At 60.7% G+C, this 19,408-nt stretch carries 17 protein-coding genes; 3 read left to right on the plus strand and 14 right to left on the minus strand.

Annotated elements, in window-relative coordinates:
• Nucleotides 1-23: 23 nt before the first annotated feature.
• The 6 genes from FBY02_RS01040 to FBY02_RS01065 all read right to left on the minus strand — a co-directional run bounded on the left by FBY02_RS01040 (nt 24) and on the right by FBY02_RS01065 (nt 6,722).
• The gene (locus FBY02_RS01040) at nt 24-1,172 is read right to left on the minus strand and encodes a MalY/PatB family protein (protein ID WP_144922189.1); all 1,149 of its coding nucleotides are present in this window, start codon (nt 1,170-1,172) and stop codon (nt 24-26) included.
• Between the two features lie 49 nt (nt 1,173-1,221).
• Nucleotides 1,222-3,459 carry a xanthine dehydrogenase family protein molybdopterin-binding subunit gene (locus tag FBY02_RS01045; RefSeq protein ID WP_144922192.1) on the minus strand — a complete coding sequence of 746 codons (2,238 nt, stop codon included), beginning with the start codon at nt 3,457-3,459 and terminating at the stop codon, nt 1,222-1,224.
• Between the two features lie 12 nt (nt 3,460-3,471).
• Nucleotides 3,472-3,945, minus strand: coding sequence for a (2Fe-2S)-binding protein (locus tag FBY02_RS01050; RefSeq protein WP_144922195.1), 474 nt, complete (start codon nt 3,943-3,945; stop codon nt 3,472-3,474).
• A 137-nt stretch (nt 3,946-4,082) separates the two neighbouring features.
• Nucleotides 4,083-5,036, minus strand: a complete 954-nt coding sequence (locus FBY02_RS01055; RefSeq protein WP_144922198.1) for a GGDEF domain-containing protein — start codon at nt 5,034-5,036, stop codon at nt 4,083-4,085.
• Between the two features lie 3 nt (nt 5,037-5,039).
• Complete coding sequence (locus FBY02_RS01060) at nt 5,040-6,038, minus strand: response regulator (RefSeq protein WP_144922201.1); 999 nt, start codon at nt 6,036-6,038, stop codon at nt 5,040-5,042.
• A gap of 255 nt (nt 6,039-6,293) precedes the next feature.
• Entirely contained in the window at nt 6,294-6,722 is a 429-nt protein-coding gene (locus FBY02_RS01065; RefSeq protein ID WP_144922204.1) for a DUF2628 domain-containing protein, read from the minus strand.
• A 200-nt stretch (nt 6,723-6,922) separates the two neighbouring features.
• Between FBY02_RS01065 and FBY02_RS01070 the strand changes: the two genes are divergently transcribed.
• Nucleotides 6,923-7,849 carry a Gfo/Idh/MocA family protein gene (locus FBY02_RS01070; protein WP_144922208.1) on the plus strand — a complete coding sequence of 309 codons (927 nt, stop codon included), beginning with the start codon at nt 6,923-6,925 and terminating at the stop codon, nt 7,847-7,849.
• Nucleotides 7,850-8,045: 196 nt separating this feature from the next.
• Here FBY02_RS01070 and FBY02_RS01075 read toward each other — a convergent pair whose 3' ends face one another.
• From FBY02_RS01075 to FBY02_RS01090, 4 genes are all read right to left on the minus strand, one after another.
• Nucleotides 8,046-9,197: an acyl-CoA dehydrogenase family protein gene (locus tag FBY02_RS01075; protein ID WP_144922211.1), complete on the minus strand. Its 1,152-nt coding sequence runs from the start codon at nt 9,195-9,197 to the stop codon at nt 8,046-8,048.
• Nucleotides 9,198-9,201: 4 nt separating this feature from the next.
• The gene (locus FBY02_RS01080) at nt 9,202-10,308 is read right to left on the minus strand and encodes an enoyl-CoA hydratase/isomerase family protein (protein WP_144922214.1); all 1,107 of its coding nucleotides are present in this window, start codon (nt 10,306-10,308) and stop codon (nt 9,202-9,204) included.
• Between the two features lie 134 nt (nt 10,309-10,442).
• Nucleotides 10,443-11,150 carry an HPP family protein gene (locus FBY02_RS01085; RefSeq protein ID WP_144922217.1) on the minus strand — a complete coding sequence of 236 codons (708 nt, stop codon included), beginning with the start codon at nt 11,148-11,150 and terminating at the stop codon, nt 10,443-10,445.
• Between the two features lie 175 nt (nt 11,151-11,325).
• The gene (locus FBY02_RS01090) at nt 11,326-12,705 is read right to left on the minus strand and encodes a UDP-glucose/GDP-mannose dehydrogenase family protein (protein ID WP_144922221.1); all 1,380 of its coding nucleotides are present in this window, start codon (nt 12,703-12,705) and stop codon (nt 11,326-11,328) included.
• 427 nt (nt 12,706-13,132) lie between these two features.
• Between FBY02_RS01090 and FBY02_RS01095 the strand changes: the two genes are divergently transcribed.
• Nucleotides 13,133-14,212, plus strand: a complete 1,080-nt coding sequence (locus FBY02_RS01095) for an FAD-dependent oxidoreductase (protein WP_218570557.1) — start codon at nt 13,133-13,135, stop codon at nt 14,210-14,212.
• Between the two features lie 9 nt (nt 14,213-14,221).
• Here the strand turns inward: FBY02_RS01095 and FBY02_RS01100 are convergent, their stop codons facing one another.
• The 4 genes from FBY02_RS01100 to FBY02_RS01115 form a co-directional block, all read right to left on the minus strand.
• Nucleotides 14,222-15,142: a LysR family transcriptional regulator gene (locus FBY02_RS01100; RefSeq protein ID WP_144922227.1), complete on the minus strand. Its 921-nt coding sequence runs from the start codon at nt 15,140-15,142 to the stop codon at nt 14,222-14,224.
• 38 nt (nt 15,143-15,180) lie between these two features.
• A complete protein-coding gene (locus tag FBY02_RS01105; RefSeq protein WP_144922230.1) occupies nt 15,181-15,720 on the minus strand; it encodes a hypothetical protein in 540 nt (179 codons plus the stop codon).
• Nucleotides 15,721-15,863: 143 nt separating this feature from the next.
• Nucleotides 15,864-16,667, minus strand: coding sequence for a putative hydro-lyase (locus FBY02_RS01110; protein ID WP_144922233.1), 804 nt, complete (start codon nt 16,665-16,667; stop codon nt 15,864-15,866).
• 91 nt (nt 16,668-16,758) lie between these two features.
• Nucleotides 16,759-17,706, minus strand: a complete 948-nt coding sequence (locus FBY02_RS01115) for a LysR family transcriptional regulator (RefSeq protein WP_144922236.1) — start codon at nt 17,704-17,706, stop codon at nt 16,759-16,761.
• A 254-nt stretch (nt 17,707-17,960) separates the two neighbouring features.
• On the opposite strand from FBY02_RS01115, the gene FBY02_RS01120 reads away from it, so the two are divergent.
• The gene (locus tag FBY02_RS01120) at nt 17,961-19,202 is read left to right on the plus strand and encodes an OprD family porin (protein ID WP_144922240.1); all 1,242 of its coding nucleotides are present in this window, start codon (nt 17,961-17,963) and stop codon (nt 19,200-19,202) included.
• The last annotated feature ends 206 nt before the right edge of the window (nt 19,203-19,408 follow it).

The raw sequence follows: 19,408 nt of genomic DNA on the forward strand, positions 1-19,408 counted from the left end.
CAGTTGATGATCACTTCTTGTGATCAGCGCCGAGCCTTCAGGCTTCTCTCCATCCGCGCGATCCCTTCCTCCAGCAAGGCCCGCGGGCAGCCGAAGTTCAGGCGCACGAACTGTTGGGCGTCGTCGCCAAAGTCCAGCCCGGCGCTGAGACCGACCTTGGCTTCATGGAGGAAGAAGGCGTGCGGGTCGTCCAAACCCAACCCCGAGCAATCCAGCCACGCCAGGTAGGTGCCCTGGGGCACGGTCATGCTGATGCCGGGCAGACGTGTCTGCACCGCATTGATCAGATAATCGCGATTGGCTTGCAGATACACCTTCAACGCTTCAAGCCACGGACCAGCCTCGCTATAGGCCGCCCGGGTCGCCTCGAGGCCCAGGGCATTGACGCTGTCAACCATACCGGCACGGGCATTGTTGACGCGTTCGCGCACCTTGGCGTTCTGGATGATGGCGAACGAAGTTTTCAGCCCGGCGATGTTGTAGGCCTTGCTGGCGGACATCAGGGTGATAGTGCGCTCAGCGATTTCCGGGCTCAGGGTCGCGGTGGGGATGTGCACCCGGCCGTCGAAGCACAGCTCGGCATGGATCTCGTCGGAGATGATCCAGGCAGCCTGCTCCAGGCAGATGTCTGCCACGGCCTTGAGTTCCTCCCGTCCGAACACCTTGCCCAGCGGGTTGTGGGGATTGCTCAGCAACAGGGCGCCACCGCCGTGCAGGGCCTCACGCAACGCCGCCAGGGGCGTATGGAATTCACCGTCGGCCAGGTTGAAAGGCAGCTCCACCTTGTTCAACTGCCAGTGGCCCGGCGCATTGCGCAGCGGCGGGTAGTTGGGCACCTGCACCACGACATTCTGCTGCGCTTCCACCAGCCCGTGCAGGGCCATGTTGAAACCCGGTTCCACACCCGGCAGGAACACGATCTGCTGGGGCTCGACGCGCCAGGCGTATTTGTTCCAGAGATCAGCCACAATGGCCGCCCGCAGGCTGTCCTGGGCCACGCTGTAGCCAAGCATCGGATGCTCGAGACGCTTGCGCAGCGCATCGATGACCACGGGTGGAGCAGCGAAGTCCATATCGGCTACCCACATCGGCAACACATCGGCCGGGTAGCGGCTCCATTTGGTGCTGCCGGTACCGTGGCGCTCGAACACGGGGTCGAAATCGAAAGTCATGGTCGTTCCATCAGGTCAGGGATTTGAAATGATGGTCATGATAACCCAGTCACGTCAGTTGGAACGGCAACTGACGCAACGGCTTGCCCGTCAGGCTCGCCAGCGCATTCGCAAAGGCCGGCGCCAATGCCGGCAGGCCGGGTTCACCCATGCCGGTGGGGGGCTCGGCGCTGGGCACGATGTGAATCGAAAACTCCGGCGTATCGGTAATGCGCGGCACGTTGAAGTCGGCGAAGTTGCTTTGCTGCACGACGCCGTCTTTCAACGTGACGGCACCGCCCGGCAGACACATGGACAAGCCCATCAGGGCCGCACCCTGTACCTGCGCCTCGACGCTGCGGGGGTTGACGGCCAGGTTGCAGTGCACGCCCGCAGTCACTTGATGCAGCACCGGACGGCCGTTCTGTACCGAGGCCTGGACCACGTAGGCCACCACCGAGCTGAACGACTCGTGCACCGCCACGCCCCAGGCTCGCCCTTCGGGCAGTTGATCCTTGCCGTAGCCACTCTTGTCCACCGCCAGTTGCAATGCGGCGCGATGACGTGGGTTTTGATCGGCAAACAGTTTCATCCGATAGGCCACTGGGTCCTGCCGGGTTGCCCGGGCTATTTCATCGATCAACGTTTCCATCACAAAGGCCGTATGCGTGGAGCCCACGCTGCGCCACCACAACACGGGTACGTTGAGCTTGGGATGATGCACCGTCAGACGCATCGGCAACGGATAAGGATTGCGCAAACCTTCCGTAGCCGTGGGGTCGATGCCGTTCTTCAAGCGGGCACCGAACATCGTGTCGGCGAGGATCGATTGCCCTACCAGGACGTGATCCCAGGCCAGTACGTTGCCGTTGTCATCGAAGCCGATATGCGCGCGATGCAGGTGCATCGGGCGGTAGTAGCCGCCCTTGATGTCGTCTTCACGGCTCCACAGGGTGCGAATGGGCGCATCGAGCCCGGCGGTGCGCGCGGCCTTGGCGACTTCGCAGGCGAGCACAACGAAGTCGCCGGAGGGGACGCCACGCCGGCCAAAGCCACCGCCTGCCGTCTGCACATTGACCTGAACTTGCTCCGGCTTGAGATTCAACACCCGCGCCGCCGCGACGCCGTCGCCACCGGGGAACTGCGTACCGACCCATAGCTGGGCGCGGTCCCCGGAAACCTGGACGGTGCAATTGAGCGGCTCCATGGGTGCATGGGCGAGGTAGGGAAACAGGAACTCGGCTTCCAGTTGATGCGGGGCCGTGGCAAGCGGTGTCATGTCGGCATCGAAATGAAGGGGGCCGGGTTGCTTGGCCAGATCCCGGTACTGGGCCAGTTGTTTTTCGCTGTCCACCTTTTCGACCGTTGAGGTATCCCATTGCAGCTTGAGCGCATCACGGCCTGTTTTCGCCTGCCAGTAGCCGTCCGCGACCACCGCTACACCTTCGGCCCCTCCGTCCACCGGCACCCGCAGGACGGCTTTTACCCCTTGGGTGGCACGCGCCGCACTGTCATCCAGCGAGGCGATGCGGGCACCGAATACAGGCGGGCGCGCCACCACGGCGGTGAGCTGTCCGGGCAGGTGCATGTCGATGCCGAAATCCTGCCGGCCGCTGCTCTTGGCCTTAGCATCGATGCGTGTGGTTGCCTGGCCGATGATGCGGAAATCCTTGGGATCCTTGAGGGTGATGGTTTCGGGCACGGGCAACGCCATCGCCGCTTCGGCGAGTTCCCCGTAGCTCGCTTTTCGGCCTCCAGGGCCGAGCACCATACCCGCCTGGGTGCTCAGGCTCGCCGCATCCACGCTCCAGCGTGCGGCCGCCGCCGCGAGCAACATGGCGCGAGCGCGGGCACCCAGTTCGCGGTACTGGGTGTAGCTGTTCTTGATCGAGTTGGAGCCGCCGGTGATGTGCATGCCGAAATTCGGGTCCTGATAAGCGGCGTCATTACTGCCGTTGCGCGTGCGCACCAGGCTCCAGTCGGCGTCGAGTTCTTCAGCGAGAATCATGGGCAGCCCGGTCTGCACACCCTGACCGAACTCCAGGCGGTTGATCGTGACCGTTACTTCGCCGCTGGGCGCGATCTGTACGAACGCCGACGGTTGCTGGGTAGGCTTGAGCGCTTGCGCGTTGTCACCGGTTTGTTGTGCCAGGGCCAGGTGCGGGAATGCGCCCAGGGCCAGCCCGCCGATGCCGACAATCTTGAGGAAACTGCGCCGGGGGAGGGTGGTGACGCTGCCGGTGTCGTCATCGGTGAAGATCGATTGCAGGGTGCGAGGGAGTTCGTCAGGGAAAATGTCGTTGAGCATGGCGCACTCCGGTCAGGCGAGGGCTTTGGCGGCATCGGCCACGGCAGCACGGATACGGGCGTAGGTACCGCAGCGGCAGAGGTTGCCGGCCATGGCCGAGTCGATTTCGGCGGCGGTGGGTTGCTTGCCCCTGGGTTGGGCCTTGAGGAACGCGGTCGCGCTCATGATCTGACCGCTCTGGCAGTAGCCGCACTGCGCGACGTCATGCTTGACCCAGGCTTCATGCACTGCCGTGCCGACCGGATCGCTGCCGTCGGTGGCGGCTTCGATGGTGGTGATTTTCTTGCCTTCGGCAGCGGCGATCGGCGTCACGCAGGATCGGATGGCCTGGCCGTCCAGATGGACCGTGCATGCGCCACACAGGGCTGCGCCGCAGCCGAACTTGGTGCCGGTCATGCCCAACGTATCACGCAATGTCCAGAGAATCGGGGTGCCAGGATCGACGTCGACCGTGTATTCACGGCCATTGATGTTGAGGGCGCTCATGGTGGGACCTGCTCCGCGAGGTTTGGCTCCGATCAACTATAGGAAGGAATCTGCAGGGCAACATTGCACAATTCAGGCTGATGATTGCCCGATCCTGCGAATTCCAGCCCGTAGCGTCCGCCGTCGCTTCCACGAGTCTATTCGTGCACTGTTACCCGATTGCGCCCGGTTTTCTTGGAGGTGTACAACGCTTCGTCCGCCCAGGCGATCAGCTCGGCGTGGCTGCTGGACGGCCGGCTCAAGTCGGCCACCCCCAGGCTGATGGTGAAACGGATGACCACGTCGCCGTACGGCACGTCCATTTCTTCGACGGCCTTGCGCAGGCGCTCGGCAAACATCCGTGCACCGGCCTTGTCGGTATCCGAAAGCACCACGCCGAACTCTTCACCGCCATAACGCCCGGCGACGTCGGAGTCGCGCACATGCTCGCGGACCAGGCGAGCGACCTGTTCGATGACCTTGTCGCCTGCCTGGTGACCGTAGGTGTCATTGACCCGCTTGAAGTGGTCGATGTCGAACATCACCAGGCTGGAGTTATTGCCATAGCGCTGATGCCGGGCATAGGCGGCCTTGAGGCTCTCTTCCCAATGGCCACGGTTGTACAGGCCGGTCAGTCGATCGGTGCTGGACAGTAGCTGCAACTGGGCGTTGGCGGCCTGGAGCTGATGCCGGTTGGTGGCGACGTCGGTGACGTCATAGATCACCAGGCAGATATGGTTGATATTGCTGTCGGGGGAACGCAGGGGCAGCAGGGTGGTGTTCTGGTACATGAACGCTTCGTGGCCGGTGATCGGCTGGTAGTTCTTGAACCGCACCAGATAGGGACGCTGCTCCCAGACCGTGAAGGCGGGTGTGCCCAGGGCGGCGACGCTTTCCACCTTGCGGCTGAACCACTGTTGGTCGACTTCGGGAAACAGGCTGAAGAAATGCTGGTTATGGGCATCCTTCGGTTGAACCCCGGAACGGTTCTCCATAAACGTGTTCCAGACCTGCACCCGATACTTGCGGTCAAGCACCACCACCCCGACGTCGATGCTCTGGACAATCGCCAGCAGCCAGTGGAATTCGTTCAGATCAACAGGATTGTTCATGGCTCAGCTCATCAAGTAGGCGAGTTTGTGGGTCAACCGCTCGATTGAGTCTTCCGTGAACAGCAATAACAGGTCGAAGCGAATGTCGTGGCCTTCCAGGCTGTAGCTGATTTCCACGGCGAGAGTCTTTTTCCAGCGGGTCTGGTTGACCCGGATCAGCTCGTCGATCGCCGCATGCTGGCCGAGCACCTGCGGGTGACCTTGGGAAAACACCACGTCGATCTGTTCGGCAATGCTGCTCAGGCACGCGCCGATCAGCACGCTGGAAAGATCGAGGACCATTTCCAGGTCCGAATAATCGGCGCTCTGGCGCTGCATCAGTTGCGCGATATCGGCGACTTCCGAGTCATGGAACATCAGCAGGGCCTCACCGGCGATGCCACTGCCGATAAAGCCCTGGCAGATGGCTGTGAGCTGCTGGGAGCTGCCGGCATCGGCGAGCGCCATGTGCAGTTCACCGACTTCGAGGACGTTCACATTCGGCACCGGCAACTGCACGAAGACCCCCAGGACCTTGGCGATCAGGGCGGCGGCCCGGCCGATGGCAACGTTGACCGTTTCGCGGAATGCATCATGGAAATGGATGGCGGTATTGGTTGTGGGGCGATGCTGTTGAGGTGCCTGAGCGGACTTGTTCAGCAGGCCCAGGCGGCTTAGGGTCTGGCGCAGTTCGGTTTCATCGAAAGGCTTTTTCAGGAAGGCCAGTGCGCCCAACTCACTGACGCGACGTACCGCTTCCTCCTGGACGTCACCGGAGATCACGATGACTTGTGCCTTCAATCCTTCGGTGCGCAGCGCGCTCAATACCTGATAACCATCCATCTCCGGCATGGTCAGGTCGAGCAGAACCACTTGGCCCAGCCCCTTGCGTATGGCCTCCATGGCCTGGCGGCCGTTACTGGCTTCGGTAATGGAGACCGACCAGTCCGCCGGCAATGCTCGTAAAACTTGCTTACGAGCCATGTTGGAGTCATCACATACCACTAGGGGAATCTCTGACACAACCTGCCTCTCATCAGGGAAAGTACTAGGGCATCATGCCATAGGCTGACAAAGACCACCTAATCGTCAGGGTTATGGACGCGCCAGAGCTTCGGCGGCCTTTCCTTTTTGAACAAACGATCGCCCGGGAAGTTCGACACGCATATTCGCAGCACGAACGACTGCATGGATTCATCGGGGATTCTTCGGCCTCGGAAACAAAAAGCCCGCATGCTCATGATGAGGTGCGGGCTCTTGGACGGCCGGAGGCTGCGGTCAGAAGCGCATGCCTTCGAACGGGTTCCAGCTTTGTTCGCCTTTGACTTCTTTCAGGTAATACGCGTAGTTGGTCATGATCGCGTACATCACCGAGAAGGCGGCGCTCATGCCAGAATCCAGCGCCCTCGGGGATTCCATGCCCATCAGTCCGAAAATCACGCTCACTGCGATACTGAGCCCGATCATGATGCCGATCATGGCCAGGTTCTTCTTCCAGAGCCCCAGGACGAACAGGTAGATCGGGCCGAAGAAGAAGGCAATGACGTTGGCATTGATCAGGATCTTTTTCTTGAAGCCTGGCAGGGCCTTGAAGGCTTCTTTGTGTCGCGGGTCGTTCGGCGCACCATAGGTATCAAAGAAATTAAAGCGCTCCTGCCATTTGGCGCTGTATTTGCCAGTACCTTGTACTTGTTCGGTGGTGCTCATTGTTACGGCTCCTGATGGTCCATGTAGGGGTAAAGCTTTTCTTCCGCGAATTCCTGAGCGCTTTATAAGCGTTTATTGAGAAAAAAGCCCTTCGACGGCTCAGGCGCCCGTTTGATCTGTGATGCGCATCACTATTGTCTGCCAAGCGTTTTACGTCTAGTTTGCTGGCCGATTACAAGTAAAAAAACCAGGAGTCTTTGATGCAACCGATTCGTCTCGGTCTGGTGGGCTACGGCAAGATTGCCCAGGATCAACATGTTCCTGCCATCCACGCCAATCCCGCGTTTCAACTGGTGGCGGTCGCCACGCAAGGGCAGCCCTGTGCCGGGGTAGAGAATTTCAAGTCCCTGGGCGAGCTGCTTGCCAGCGGTCCCCAGGTTGATGCAATAGCGTTCTGCACGCCGCCGCAGGGTCGATTCGCGCTGGTGGAGCAAGCCTTGGCCGCTGGCAAACACGTGCTGGTGGAGAAACCGCCGTGCGCTACCCTCGGTGAAGCGATGGCGTTGGTCGGCCAGGCTGAAGAGCAGGGCGTCAGTGCCTTGTTTGCCTGGCACTCACGCTACGCGCCCGGCATCGAAGCGGCCAGGGACTGGTTGGCCAGCCGCACTCTGCAAAGCGTACAGATCGACTGGAAGGAGGATGTGCGCAAATGGCATCCCGGCCAGGCGTGGATCTGGCAACCGGGCGGCCTCGGCGTGTTCGATCCCGGCATCAATGCCTTGTCCATCGCGACCCATCTGTTGCCACGGCCGCTGTTTGTCAAATCGGCGCAGCTGCGGGTTCCCGATAATTGCCAGTCGCCTATCGCCGCAAGCATCCAAATGTCCGACACCCGCCACCTCGATATCCGCGCGGAATTCGATTTCGACCACGGTCAGGATGAACTCTGGAGCATCGAGATCCGCTGCGCCGAAGGCACCTTGCGCCTGGACAACGGCGGCGCCCTGTTGAGCATCGATGGAGTTCGCCAGGCGGTTTCGGAGGAGGGTGAATACGCGGCGGTGTATCGGCACTTCCAACAGCTGATCACCGACAAGGCCTGCGACCTGGATCTGCAACCGTTGCGGCTGGTGGCGGATAGCTTTTTTGTCGGCAGCCGGACGTTGGTTGAACCGTTCTACGATTGATCGCCGGAGCAACAGACATACCGCTACATGGGACCCATAGGGTACGCAGCATTTGTGTCCGCCGCCTGATCCTGTGGGAGCGGGCTTGCCCGCGAAGGGGGCGGCACATTCAGCATTTCAGTTACAGACAGACCGCTTTCGCGAGCAAGCCCGCTCCCACATGGGATCTGTGGGAGCGAGCCTGCTCGCGATGCTTTTATACCAGGTAGTTCTTCAATTCCCGGGCGATGACCATCCGCTGTATTTCGCTCGACCCTTCATAGATCTGGGTAATCCGTGCATCGCGGTAGTAGCGCTCCACCGGATAGTCTTCCAGGTAGCCGTAGCCGCCATGAATCTGCATCGCCGAGGAACAGACCTTTTCGGCCATTTCCGAGGCGAACAGCTTCGCCTGGGAGGCTTCCGAGAGGCAGGGTTTGCCGGCGCTGCGCAGGCGAGCGGCGTGGAGGATGAGCAGGCGGGCGGCATTCAGGCGGGTGTGCATGTCGGCCAGCAGGTTGGCGATGCTCTGGTGCTCGATGATCGGTTTGTCGAACTGCACCCGATCCCGGGAATAGGCCAGGGCAGCCTCGAAAGCTGCCCGGGCGATGCCGAGGGCCTGAGCGGCGATGCCGATGCGTCCGCCTTCCAGGTTGGAGAGGGCGATCGCCAGGCCTTTGCCACGGGCACCCAGCAGGTTGGCCTCGGGCACGCTGCAGTTGTTCAGGGTGACGGCACAGGTGTCCGAAGCGCGGATGCCCATCTTGTGTTCGGTGCGATCGACGATGAAGCCCGGTGTATCGGTGGGCACCAGGAAGGCCGAGATGCCTTTTTTGCCCAGATCCGGGTCTGTCATTGCGAACACGATCGCCAGCTTCGCCCGTTTGCCATTGCTGACGAACTGCTTGGCGCCATTGATGACCCAGTGGCCGTCCCGCAGTTCGGCGCGGGTGCGCAGGTTGTGCGCCTCGGAGCCGGCCTGGGGTTCGGTCAGGCAGAAGCAGCCAATGGCCTGTCCGCTCGCCAGGTCGGCCAGCCAGGTCTGTTTCTGTTCATCGGTGCCGAAATTCAGGACCGGCCCGCAGCCTACCGAGTTGTGGATGCTCATCAGGGCCCCGGTGGCGCCATCACCCGCGGAAATTTCCTCCACCGCCAGGGCGTAGGCGACGTAGTCGACGTAGGTGCCGCCCCACTCCTCGGGTACCACCATGCCCAGCAGGCCCAGCTCACCCATCTTCGCCACCAGGCCATCGTCGATCCACCCGGCCTTTTCCCACGCCTGGGCATGGGGCGCGATTTCGCCACGGGCGAAGTCCCGGGCCATGTCGCGGATCATCACTTGTTCTTCGGTCAATTCGAGGTCATGCATGGGCTCAGTTCCCGAGGTCGTCGAGGCCGACGAAGAAACTCGCCACCTGGTTCGCGTCCAGCGCATCCAGGGTCGGCGGGTTCCAGCGTGGCGTCTTGTCTTTGTCGATCAGCAGGGCGCGCACGCCTTCGATCAGGTCGCCGCGCTCGAACCATTGCCGGTCCAGGTGCAGCTCCAGGGCGAAACAGTCTTCCAGGCTCAGGTGGCGGCCACGTCGCAGCATCTCCAGGGTGACCGCCATGGCCAGGGGCGAGCGGGTTTCCAGCAGATCGGCGGTTTGCAGCGCCCATTCATGGCTGTTGGCGACAGTGACCTGGCGCAGTTGCTCGACCATGCTCGGCACATCGGGCAGGGCGAAGAAGTGATCGATGGCCGGGCGCAGGTCGTCCAGCGGTGGGGCCGGCAGTTGCTGCACGGCGAGTTTCGCCAGCAGGCTCTGCAGGTCCTTGAGCGGCATGTCGCTCCATTCCAGGCGGTCGAGACGCTCGTCGAGTTGGGTGAGTTTGCGGCTTTCCAGGTACCAGTCGGCCAGCCCGCAGTACAACGCGTCGGCGGCCTTTATCTGGACGCCGCTGACCCCCAGGTAGATGCCCAGTTCGCCAGGGATACGCGGCAGGAAATAACTGCCGCCGACGTCCGGGAAATAACCGATGCCGACCTCGGGCATGCCCAGGCGGCTGCGTTCGGTCACCACCCGCAGGTCTGCGCCTTGGGCCAGGCCCATGCCGCCACCCAGGACGAAGCCATCCATCAGGGCGAGAATCGGTTTGCGGTAATGGTGGATCGTCAGGTCGAGGGCATACTCCTCGACGAAAAAGTCTTCGTGCAGCGTGTCGCCCTGTTTGTGGCTGTCGTATAGCGAACGGATATCGCCACCGGCGCAGAACGCCTTGTCGCCGGCGCCGCGCAACACCACCGCGTGGATCTGAGGATCGGCAAGCCAGGCATCGAGTTGTTGCTGCAAGCTGCGCACCATGCCCAGGGTCAGGGCATTGAGGCCGGCGGGGCGGTTCAGGGTCAAATGGCCGATGTGGTTGCGAACCTCGACCAACACCTCACAGGCCACGACTTCGACGCTCCCTGTGGCTTGGGATGAAACCTGAGCAGTCATCGCTAACTCCCTGCTTTTATTGTTTTTTGTCAATTGTGTCGCGCGTATCCGGTCGGGATCGTAACAGTGCAAAATTGCCTCGCACAACCGGTATACGTGCAGGTCCTGTCTGCATATTTATAGCAGCCACAGGTTCAGTCGCGACCCGACAGCACCTCCGTGATGCTGCGGCGCTTGGCATTTCGCTCGCTGGCATGGATCAATTGTTCGAGATCTTCAGGGGTTACGTCGAAGAATGCTTCCATTTCCGCAAGAGCCAGCTTCAAGTCCTCGGCGGTAATGGCCTGACGGTCGACGGGAGGATGGTCGGCGGGGATGACCGCCACCGGTTCGCTGGCTCGCTTCGGATAGCGCACCCGGGTCAGGTTGTTGTAGGCCAGCGCACTGACCAGCAGTGCGGAACCTGCCAGCATGGCCGCGCCGAGTGCCTGCCAGTCCAGGGCGGCAATGGACGAATCCGCCAGCACCAAGGTCGCCGCCAGGGCACCAGCCGGGGGATGAATACAGCGCAGCCAGCACATCAATACCAGTGCCATGCCGCCTGCCAGGCAGGCGCTGCCCAACGTGCGCCCCAGCACGTGGGCCACCAGCAGGCCCACGACCGAGGCACACAGGTAACCGCCGAAAATCGACCAGGGCTGGGCAAGGGCGCCCGAAGACACCGCGAACAGCAGCACCGCAGAAGCCCCGAGAGGGCCGATCAGGTGTTGCGCCACTTCGAGGCCATACACCTGGCCGCAGAGCCAGACACTGAACATGACCCCCAGGGCCATGCCGATGGCGGCGCGGCTCCATTCGGTGGGACGGGTATTGATAGCAGCGGGGAACCAGCGAGAAAGCATCGAGCAAAAATCCGAAAAGCGAACAAAAAAAGGGGCTTACGGGAGAATCCCTGAAAGCCCTTTAAGTGTTCCAACAATTGGGGAAGGAACGCTGCACAGTGTGACGTTCGTCATCCCCGCTTACAAATTCATATTAATGCTGTTTGAGATCATTTATTTTGAAGTAAGAGTGTGCTCAAGCGCTTCGCGGGATCGGGTGGCGGGCTTGCGGTGCGATGGGCAACTCGCATGACCGCCCGCGCCCCATCGGGAAGTAGGTAAAGCCCTTGTCGGCCATGCGCTCCGGGTCGTACAGGTTGCGACCATCGAAGACCACGGGGGCCTTGAGCCGTTGCCGGATCAGCGCGAAGTCCGGCGCCTTGAAAGGCTGCCACTCGGTGCAGATGATCAGCGCGTCCGCCCCTGGCAAGACCGATTCCGGGGTGCCCATCAGCATGAGTTTCGACTCGTTGGGGTAGAGCTGCTGAGTCTGATGCATCGCCTCCGGATCGTACGCCCGTACAGAGGCACCGGCGGCCCACAGCGACTCCAGGAGCACGCGGCTCGGTGCGTCGCGCATATCGTCGGTATTGGGCTTGAAGGCCAGCCCCCACAGCGCAAAGGTTTTGCCGCGCAGATCGCCGTTGTAGAACGCCTTGATCCGCTCGAACAGCTTGTGTTTCTGCCTTGCGTTGATGGCTTCCACCGCTTGCAGCAGATCACTGGCGCAATGGGCCTGCCTGGCGCTATGGATCAGGGCGCGCATGTCCTTGGGAAAGCACGAGCCGCCGTAGCCGCAGCCTGGGTAGATGAAGTGGTAGCCGATGCGTGAATCGGCACCGATGCCCAGGCGCACGTTTTCAATATCGGCCCCGAGGTGCTCGGCCAGTTCCGCGATCTGGTTGATGAAGCTGATTTTCGTGGCCAGCATGGCGTTGGCCGCGTACTTGGTCAGCTCGGCACTGCGCAGGTCCATGAACAAGACCCGGTCGTGATTACGGTTGAAGGGGGCATACAGGTCGCGCATGGTTTCGCGCACTTCATCGCGCTCGCAACCGATCACGATGCGATCCGGCCGGCGGCAATCGGCGACCGCCGAGCCCTCCTTGAGAAACTCGGGGTTGGACACGATATCGAACTGCAACAGGCGGCCGGCCTTGATCAGGCATTTATCGATGTGGGCCCGCAGCACGTCACCGGTGCCCACCGGCACAGTGGATTTCTCCACAAGAATGAGCGGTTGTTCGCGGTGACGGGCGACGGCTTCACCCACCGCCAGGACCTGGCACAAATCCGCTGCACCATCGTCCCGCGATGGCGTGCCCACGGCGATGAACAGTACCTGGCCGTGCTGAACCGCGAGCTGTTCATCGCAAGTGAAATGCAGGCGCCCGGCGTCCAGCCCTTCGCGCACCAGCGCCGCTAACCCGGGTTCGAAGATGCTCACCTGTCCCTGGCGCAGATGGTCGACCTTGCGCTCGTCGACGTCCATGCACACCACGTCGTGGCCCACCTCCGCCAAGACAGCGGCTTGCACCAACCCTACATAGCCACTTCCGAATACGCTGATTTTCATGGAACTCCCTGGCCCCTTCCGAGCGCGGACATGCACAACCAGCAGTTCGCCGCAGTGCGCTCGTCTCAGAATAAGTCGGGAATGTTGCAGTTCACTGACAGCCCGGAGCTCCTCAGCGTTTCAGCGGAAAATAGACCTGACCCAGCTTCGCCTGGTTATGGCACCGAGTGAAATCGGCTGTTTCTGATTTTTAGAGAAACTTCTCACGCACACTTCGGAAGTTGCTCATTTCTTCTGTGTCTTCTTGTTGAACAGACTCGCTGACAGCCTCGGAAAGAGCGCGCTGACAACGTGACTCTGGAACGCACGATCAGAGATATCCAAAACCATGAAAAGACGTTCTTTCATTCAAGGAGCAGGTGCCACGTTGGCCCTGACATCAACCACCCCTCAGGTGATCGGCGTAGCGGCCCGACAGGATGAGTCCATGAGCAATCGTGTTACCGGTCGAGCGGGTGTTTCCTGTGTTCCGGTAGATGCTCGCGTAGACCGGATTACCGAAATTTATGCTTGCCTCAGACCGTTTCGCTTGAGCGGGCCACGGATTGAAACACAGCGGTTGGGCAATAAGCTTTTAGTGCACAACTATGGGCATGGCGGTAGCGGTTGGTCGCTATCCTGGGGGGCGAGCAAGCTCGCTCTGCAACTTCTGCAGAAAACGGCCGAAACGATCAGCCACGTGGCCGTCATCGGCTGTGGTCCGATGGGGCTCACCTCAGCCATCCTTGCTCAGCGTGCCGGGTTGTCGGTGGCGCTTTATGCAAAGGAGATTCCGCCTCAGGTTTCATCCATGGGAGCGACGGGGCATTGGTCGCCGGACTCCCAGTTCTGCGCCGCACAATATGCTTCCCAATGGGGTAGTCGCTGGATTGAAATGGCCGATTTTTCTTACGGCATGTACCAAGGACTGTTGGGGCTTCCCGGCGATCCGGTGGAGTGGTATCACGGCTATAAGCTCTCCAATTCGCCGTTTGACTCAACACCCTCCCGCGAGGAGCCGGACTTTGCCAAATTCAATAATTCCAATCGCCGCTATCAGCCGATACAGGTAGACCTTTCGCCAGATGAGCACCCTTTTTCGTACCCTTACGTTCGGCGCTGGCAAAATCTTTTGTTCAATATCAATAGCTATGCGCGCCTGTTGTTGTCCGACTTCCTGACGGCGGGAGGAAAGATTCATATACGCAATTTTGAACGCGTGGATGAGCTGTTGAGCCTGCCCGAGAAAGCCATCATCAACGCTACGGGGTATGGCGCAAGGGCCTTGTTCAACGATACGGACATGGTCGCCATACGCGGACAAACGGCCAGGCTCATCCAGCAGCCAGACGTCAAGTATGCAATCAGGGCTGAAGACTTCCTCTTTCTTCCCAGACGCGACGGCCTGGTGGTCCAGTACATCGACCGGGCAGGGAGCTATAACAACAGCGATGATCGTCCTGATTTTCTGGAAGCATCCGAAGCCGTAGGGCAATTGGCTGCCGTCATGGAGGGGCTGCGCCGTTGAAATTGAAACTCAACTTGCATCCAAGCGATATGCGGCAGGCAATTGCGTCACGAATTCGGCCACCACCTCGCGGGTCAGGCTCACGATGTCCTCGACCCGCTCCATGCCTGCGCCAGTGCGCCAGCTGGCAACGATGTCCATCACCGAGGGCAGCGGTATGCCGGTCACCAGGGTCAATGTGCCTTGAGCCAGTTCGCCCTGTACCAGCGCCGCCGGCATGGCGCCGATGCCGAAGCCATCGCGAACCAGGCGGGTGATGGCCGAGGCTGAGTTCACGCAGTTGATGCGCGGTGACACGATGTTCGCCGAGTGCAAGAGGTTGAGGATGTCCTGGTGGGGCCGCGAGTTGCGCGAGAACGTCACGATGCGTTCCTGGGACAGATCCTCCAGCGAAGCGTATCGGCGGTCGTAGACAGAGCCGGTGCGCACCACCCAATGCATTGGATAGCGGGTCAGGAGAGTGTTGCGCACGCTGTCCAGACGCAGGATATCGGTCTGGAAAATGATGTCCTGGTAGCCTTTCTCCAGTTGGGAACACAGATTGCTCGCCGTGTCGGCCGACAGTTCTATTTCCAGCGCCGGATAACATTCCATCAGGCGCGTGACCAACGGGCTGAGCCAGGTATGGATGACCGTATCCATGGCGCCGATGCGGATCCGGCCGCGGACCTGGCGCGGATCCTTGATCACGGCCTTCATGCTCTGCATGGTGTCCATGATGCGCTCGGCATATTCCAGCACCCGTTGTCCTTCGGAAGTCAACGACACACCTTTGGAGTCACGCACGAACAATCGCACGCCCATTTCGTCTTCCAGGGCTGCGATCCGACTGGAAATGGACGCCTGGGTGGTGAAGAGTTTCTCTGCCGTGAGCCGGAAGCTCTTCAGGCGAGCGACCCAGACGAAGGTTTCCAGAAACTTGATATTCACGTCGGCGGCTCCTTGGAGCTGAGGTTGCAATGAGTCGTTTACAGCGTTTCGGCCGCCACATACTGGAGCACCGCTTGAAGCCCGGCTGCATCCGGCACGTTGTCCATAACCGCGCGGACATCACACCATGGATAGTCCAGCGCCGAGACCCACGCCATGACCGACGCCAGGTCGGCTGCCGGCAACGTAGCCATGTGCTCGATGGTGATCGTCAATCGTTCAGCCCGATGCGATGCAGGCTCGAACTGCCAGTCATATACCCCACAACCGACCCGGACCTCGCCGCTGTGCTTGTCCGACATCGCCACCAGCCATTTGCATTGGAATGTCTTGGCATTCTCGGAAGGCGGGACGCCCAGGCAGAACGTATAGACGTTTTCGAAGGTCTGGCCAAAGCGCCTGACCAGGACACCGCCGATGGCCTCCCGGCCTTCCACATGCCTCGGAAAAGAGATCGAACCGGTGCGCACGATCATGTCCAGGGTGGCATCGGCCGTGAAAGCCTGGTCCAGCAGATGAGGGCGGTTACCGTCCTTGGCGTTGATGTACTGTTGGATCGATCGTTGGGCTGTGCTCATCGGGGGGCCATGTCGGGTTGAGAAGGGCGATGCAAAACCCTGTGGGAGCGGGCTTGCTCGCGAAAGCGGCGGCATGGTCGCCATATAGGCTGCCTGACACACCGCTTTCGCGAGCAAGCCCGCTCCCACAAGTTGTGTGGGGCCTACAAAGCACTATTCCACAAATCCGTCACCAGCATGCAGCCCGGCGCGTGGGTGATGCACAGCGGCGGACGCGAGGCCTGGACCACCGATTGCGGGGTCACGCCACAGGCCCAGAACACCGGGATCTCGTCCGCTTCGATCGGCACGGCGTCGCCGTAGTCCGGTGTGTCCAGGGATTGAATGCCGATCAGCGACGGGTCGCCGATGTGTACCGGGGCGCCATGGACATTGGGCATGCGGCCGGTGATCTGGATCGCCTGGATCGCGGCGGCGGCTTTCATCGGCCGCATGGTCACCACCATCTTGCCGGAGAGACGGGCGGTGGGGCGAGTGTCGATGTTGGTCCGGAACATGGCGATGTTGCGGCCCAGATCAATGTGCCGCAGCCGAATGCCGGCTTCCAGCAGCGGTTGTTCGAAAGAGAACGAACAGCCCAGGGCGAAGGCCACCATGTCGTCCTGCCACAGATGCTCGATGTCCAGCGGCTCTTCGCTCAACTCGCCGTCGCGAAAGACCCGATAGCGGGGCACTTCGTGGCGGATATCGATGGCGTTGCCCAGGTTGCGCAAGTACGGATCCCCGGGTTCGGTCACGTCCAATATCGGGCAGGCCTGGCGATTGAGGGTGCAGTAGCGCAGGAACTCGTTGGCCCAATCGCCGGGCAGGATCACGATATTGGCTTGTACCCGTCCCTTGCCCAGGCCGCTGGTGTGCCCCTGATACTGGCCGGCCGCAATGCTCTGGCGCAGGGCGAGGGGGGCGTACTGTTGCAGTTGTTCAAACGACAGGGCGGGAAGGGACATCAGGGTTTCTCCTTGTGGTTGTCGGTCCTTTTTAGAAAACCCAGGCGATGACGTCCAACAAGGAATGTTGGTACCCCGTGACAAATAAAAGTTATTCAAGCGAGAGCGGACCGTTCAGGCCTGGAGCCGCCACCATGCGTTGCGGACCCACATCCAGGGCATATTGTCCAACCACCTGGCGGCTCATCTGGACGATGCTCTCGATCAGTTCCAGCCCCACGCCCGCGCGCCAGGACGCGACGACGTTCAACTGAGGCAGAGAAGTTCCCGGTTCCAACTGGATCAGATCACCGCTCGCCAGGGGCTTGGCCACCAACGCTGCGGGCAGGGCGCCGATGCCGAAACCGTCGCGAATCAACCGCGTCATGGCCGACACCGAGTTGACGCAACTGACCCGTGGCGCGTTGACCCCCTGGGCATACAGCAGGTTGAGTACATCCTGATGGGGGCGTGACTGCTTGACGAACGTGATGATGCGTTCACTCGCCATCTCGGCCAGCGAAGCATAAGGCCGGGCATAGATCGAATGACTGGCGGCGATCCAATGCATGGGGTAGTGCCCCAGTTCGAGGTTGCGCACACTTTCGTGGCGGACCAGGTCGGTCTGGAAGGCGATGTCCAGGTAACCCTTCTGCAACTGGTCGCATAGATTGCGTGCAGCGTCGGCGGTGATTTCGATTTCCACCGCCGGAAACGCCTGCATCAGCATCGACATCAACGGGCTCAGCCACGTGTGGATCACCGTATCCATCACGCCGATGCGCACCAGGCCTTGCTGTTCGTTGCCGGTGTCCAGCGACTGTTTCAGCGCACGCTGGACTTCGAGCATCTGCTCGGCGTAGTTGAGCACCTTGAAGCCTTCGGGCGTCAGCGATACCCCCCGGGAATCACGCACGAACAGGCGCAGACCCAACTCGTCCTCCAGCGATGCGATCCGAGCGGAAATCGCGGCCTGGGTGCTGAACATCTTTTCGGCGGTCAGGCTGAAGCTTTGCAGGCGGGCCACCCAGACGAAGGTTTCGAGGAACTTGAGGTTCATGACGGTTCTCTTGGCGCTTGTCGTTCTTATGATTGCAATTGTTACTCCAGGTCGGGCCATTGGATGCATCAATTTTTTTTATGTCCGATCTGCCTTTTTTCCCGTTTGACCCTTTCAAAGCGTGGCGCGAAGAATCCACCCCGACGACGCAGCTCACTGCGCGGAGTCCCAACGACAACGTCTTCACACAAGAATAACGAGGCGCCCGCAAAGCCCCCCGAGAGGGTTCGCTCGCGCCGATAAAAGGAGCACGCATGCAACACTTCAGATCCTTCCCACGGATATACGCCCCAATCGGCACGGTGCTTGGCTTGAGCCTGATCGGATTGCCTGCTGCCCGGGCGGATTTCATCGCCGACAGCAAAGGCAGCCTGGAGGCACGCAACTTCTACTTCAACCGCGACTTCCGCCAGCAGGGTTCGCGGGACAAGGCCGAGGAATGGGCTCAGGGCTTTTTGCTGCGAATGGAGTCGGGCTATACCGCCGGCACTGTCGGTTTCGGCATGGATGTCTTGGGCATGGCCGGTTTCAAGCTGGATTCCGGTGGCGGTACGGCGGGCACCAACCTGTTGCCAGCGGACTTGTCCGGAGGCTCGCAAGACCGCTACGGCGAACTGGGCCTGACCGCCAAGGTGCGCGTGTCCAACAGCACCCTCAAGGCGGGAACATTGCAGATCAAGGACCCGGTAGTGAGTTCCAACGATACGCGGCTGTTGCCGGCGACGTTCAAGGGCGGACTGCTGAATGTACAGGAAATCGATCGATTGAAGCTGACCGGTGGGCAGTTCACTCAGATCAACGTGGTCGATTCCACCGATTATCAGGACATGACCGCCAACCGCATCGGCGGCACCAGCGACAAGTTCCAGTTCGCCGGAGCGGACTACCAGTTCCTGCCGAACCTCACGGCACAGTACCGTTACGGGAAACTGCAGGACATCTATCAGCAAAACTACCTCGGATTTGTCCATACCCTGGACCTGGGAGCCGGTCAATCGCTCAAGAGCGACGTGCGCTATTCGCGCAGCACCGAGGACGGCAACTTCCGCAACATTGACAACCAGGCCTTTGGTGCACTGTTTACGTATAGTCTGGGGGGGCATGCCGTGGGGCTGGGTTACCAGCGCATGAGTGGCGACGATCCTTTCCCTTACATCAGCCGCAGCGACCCGTACCTGGTCAACTTCGTCCAGATCGGCGACTTCGCCAACATCGACGAGCGCTCCTGGCAAGCCCGCTATGACTACAACTTTGCCGCCCTTGGTGTCCCCGGGTTGACGTTCATGACCCGCTACATTTCCGGTGACAACGTGCAGCGCACGGCGCCGGGGGAGGGCAAGGAGTGGGAGCGCAATACCGACATTGCCTATGTGGTGCAGGACGGCACGCTGAAAGGGCTCGGGTTGAAATGGCGCAACGCCTCGGTGCGCTCGAACTTTGGCAATGACCTGGATGAAAACCGGTTGATTGTCAGTTACACGATGGCGCTCTGGTAGGCGAGGGCAGCGCAGAGATAAGTTATTAAATGTAATCAATTTTTCAGATGTCGTGACTTTCAACCGAGGCCCCAGGTTTTCAGATGACGACACGGTCCGGTTGTTCACTTGCGCGACACAATCCGTCCTTGGATGTTGTGATCCAGTATTTGCTGGCTTAAGTGGTCATTCATCCGCCTGCGAAAAATAAGGAAACCTACGGGTTT

This window comes from Pseudomonas sp. SJZ078 (assembly GCF_007828255.1).
GTDB lineage: Bacteria > Pseudomonadota > Gammaproteobacteria > Pseudomonadales > Pseudomonadaceae > Aquipseudomonas.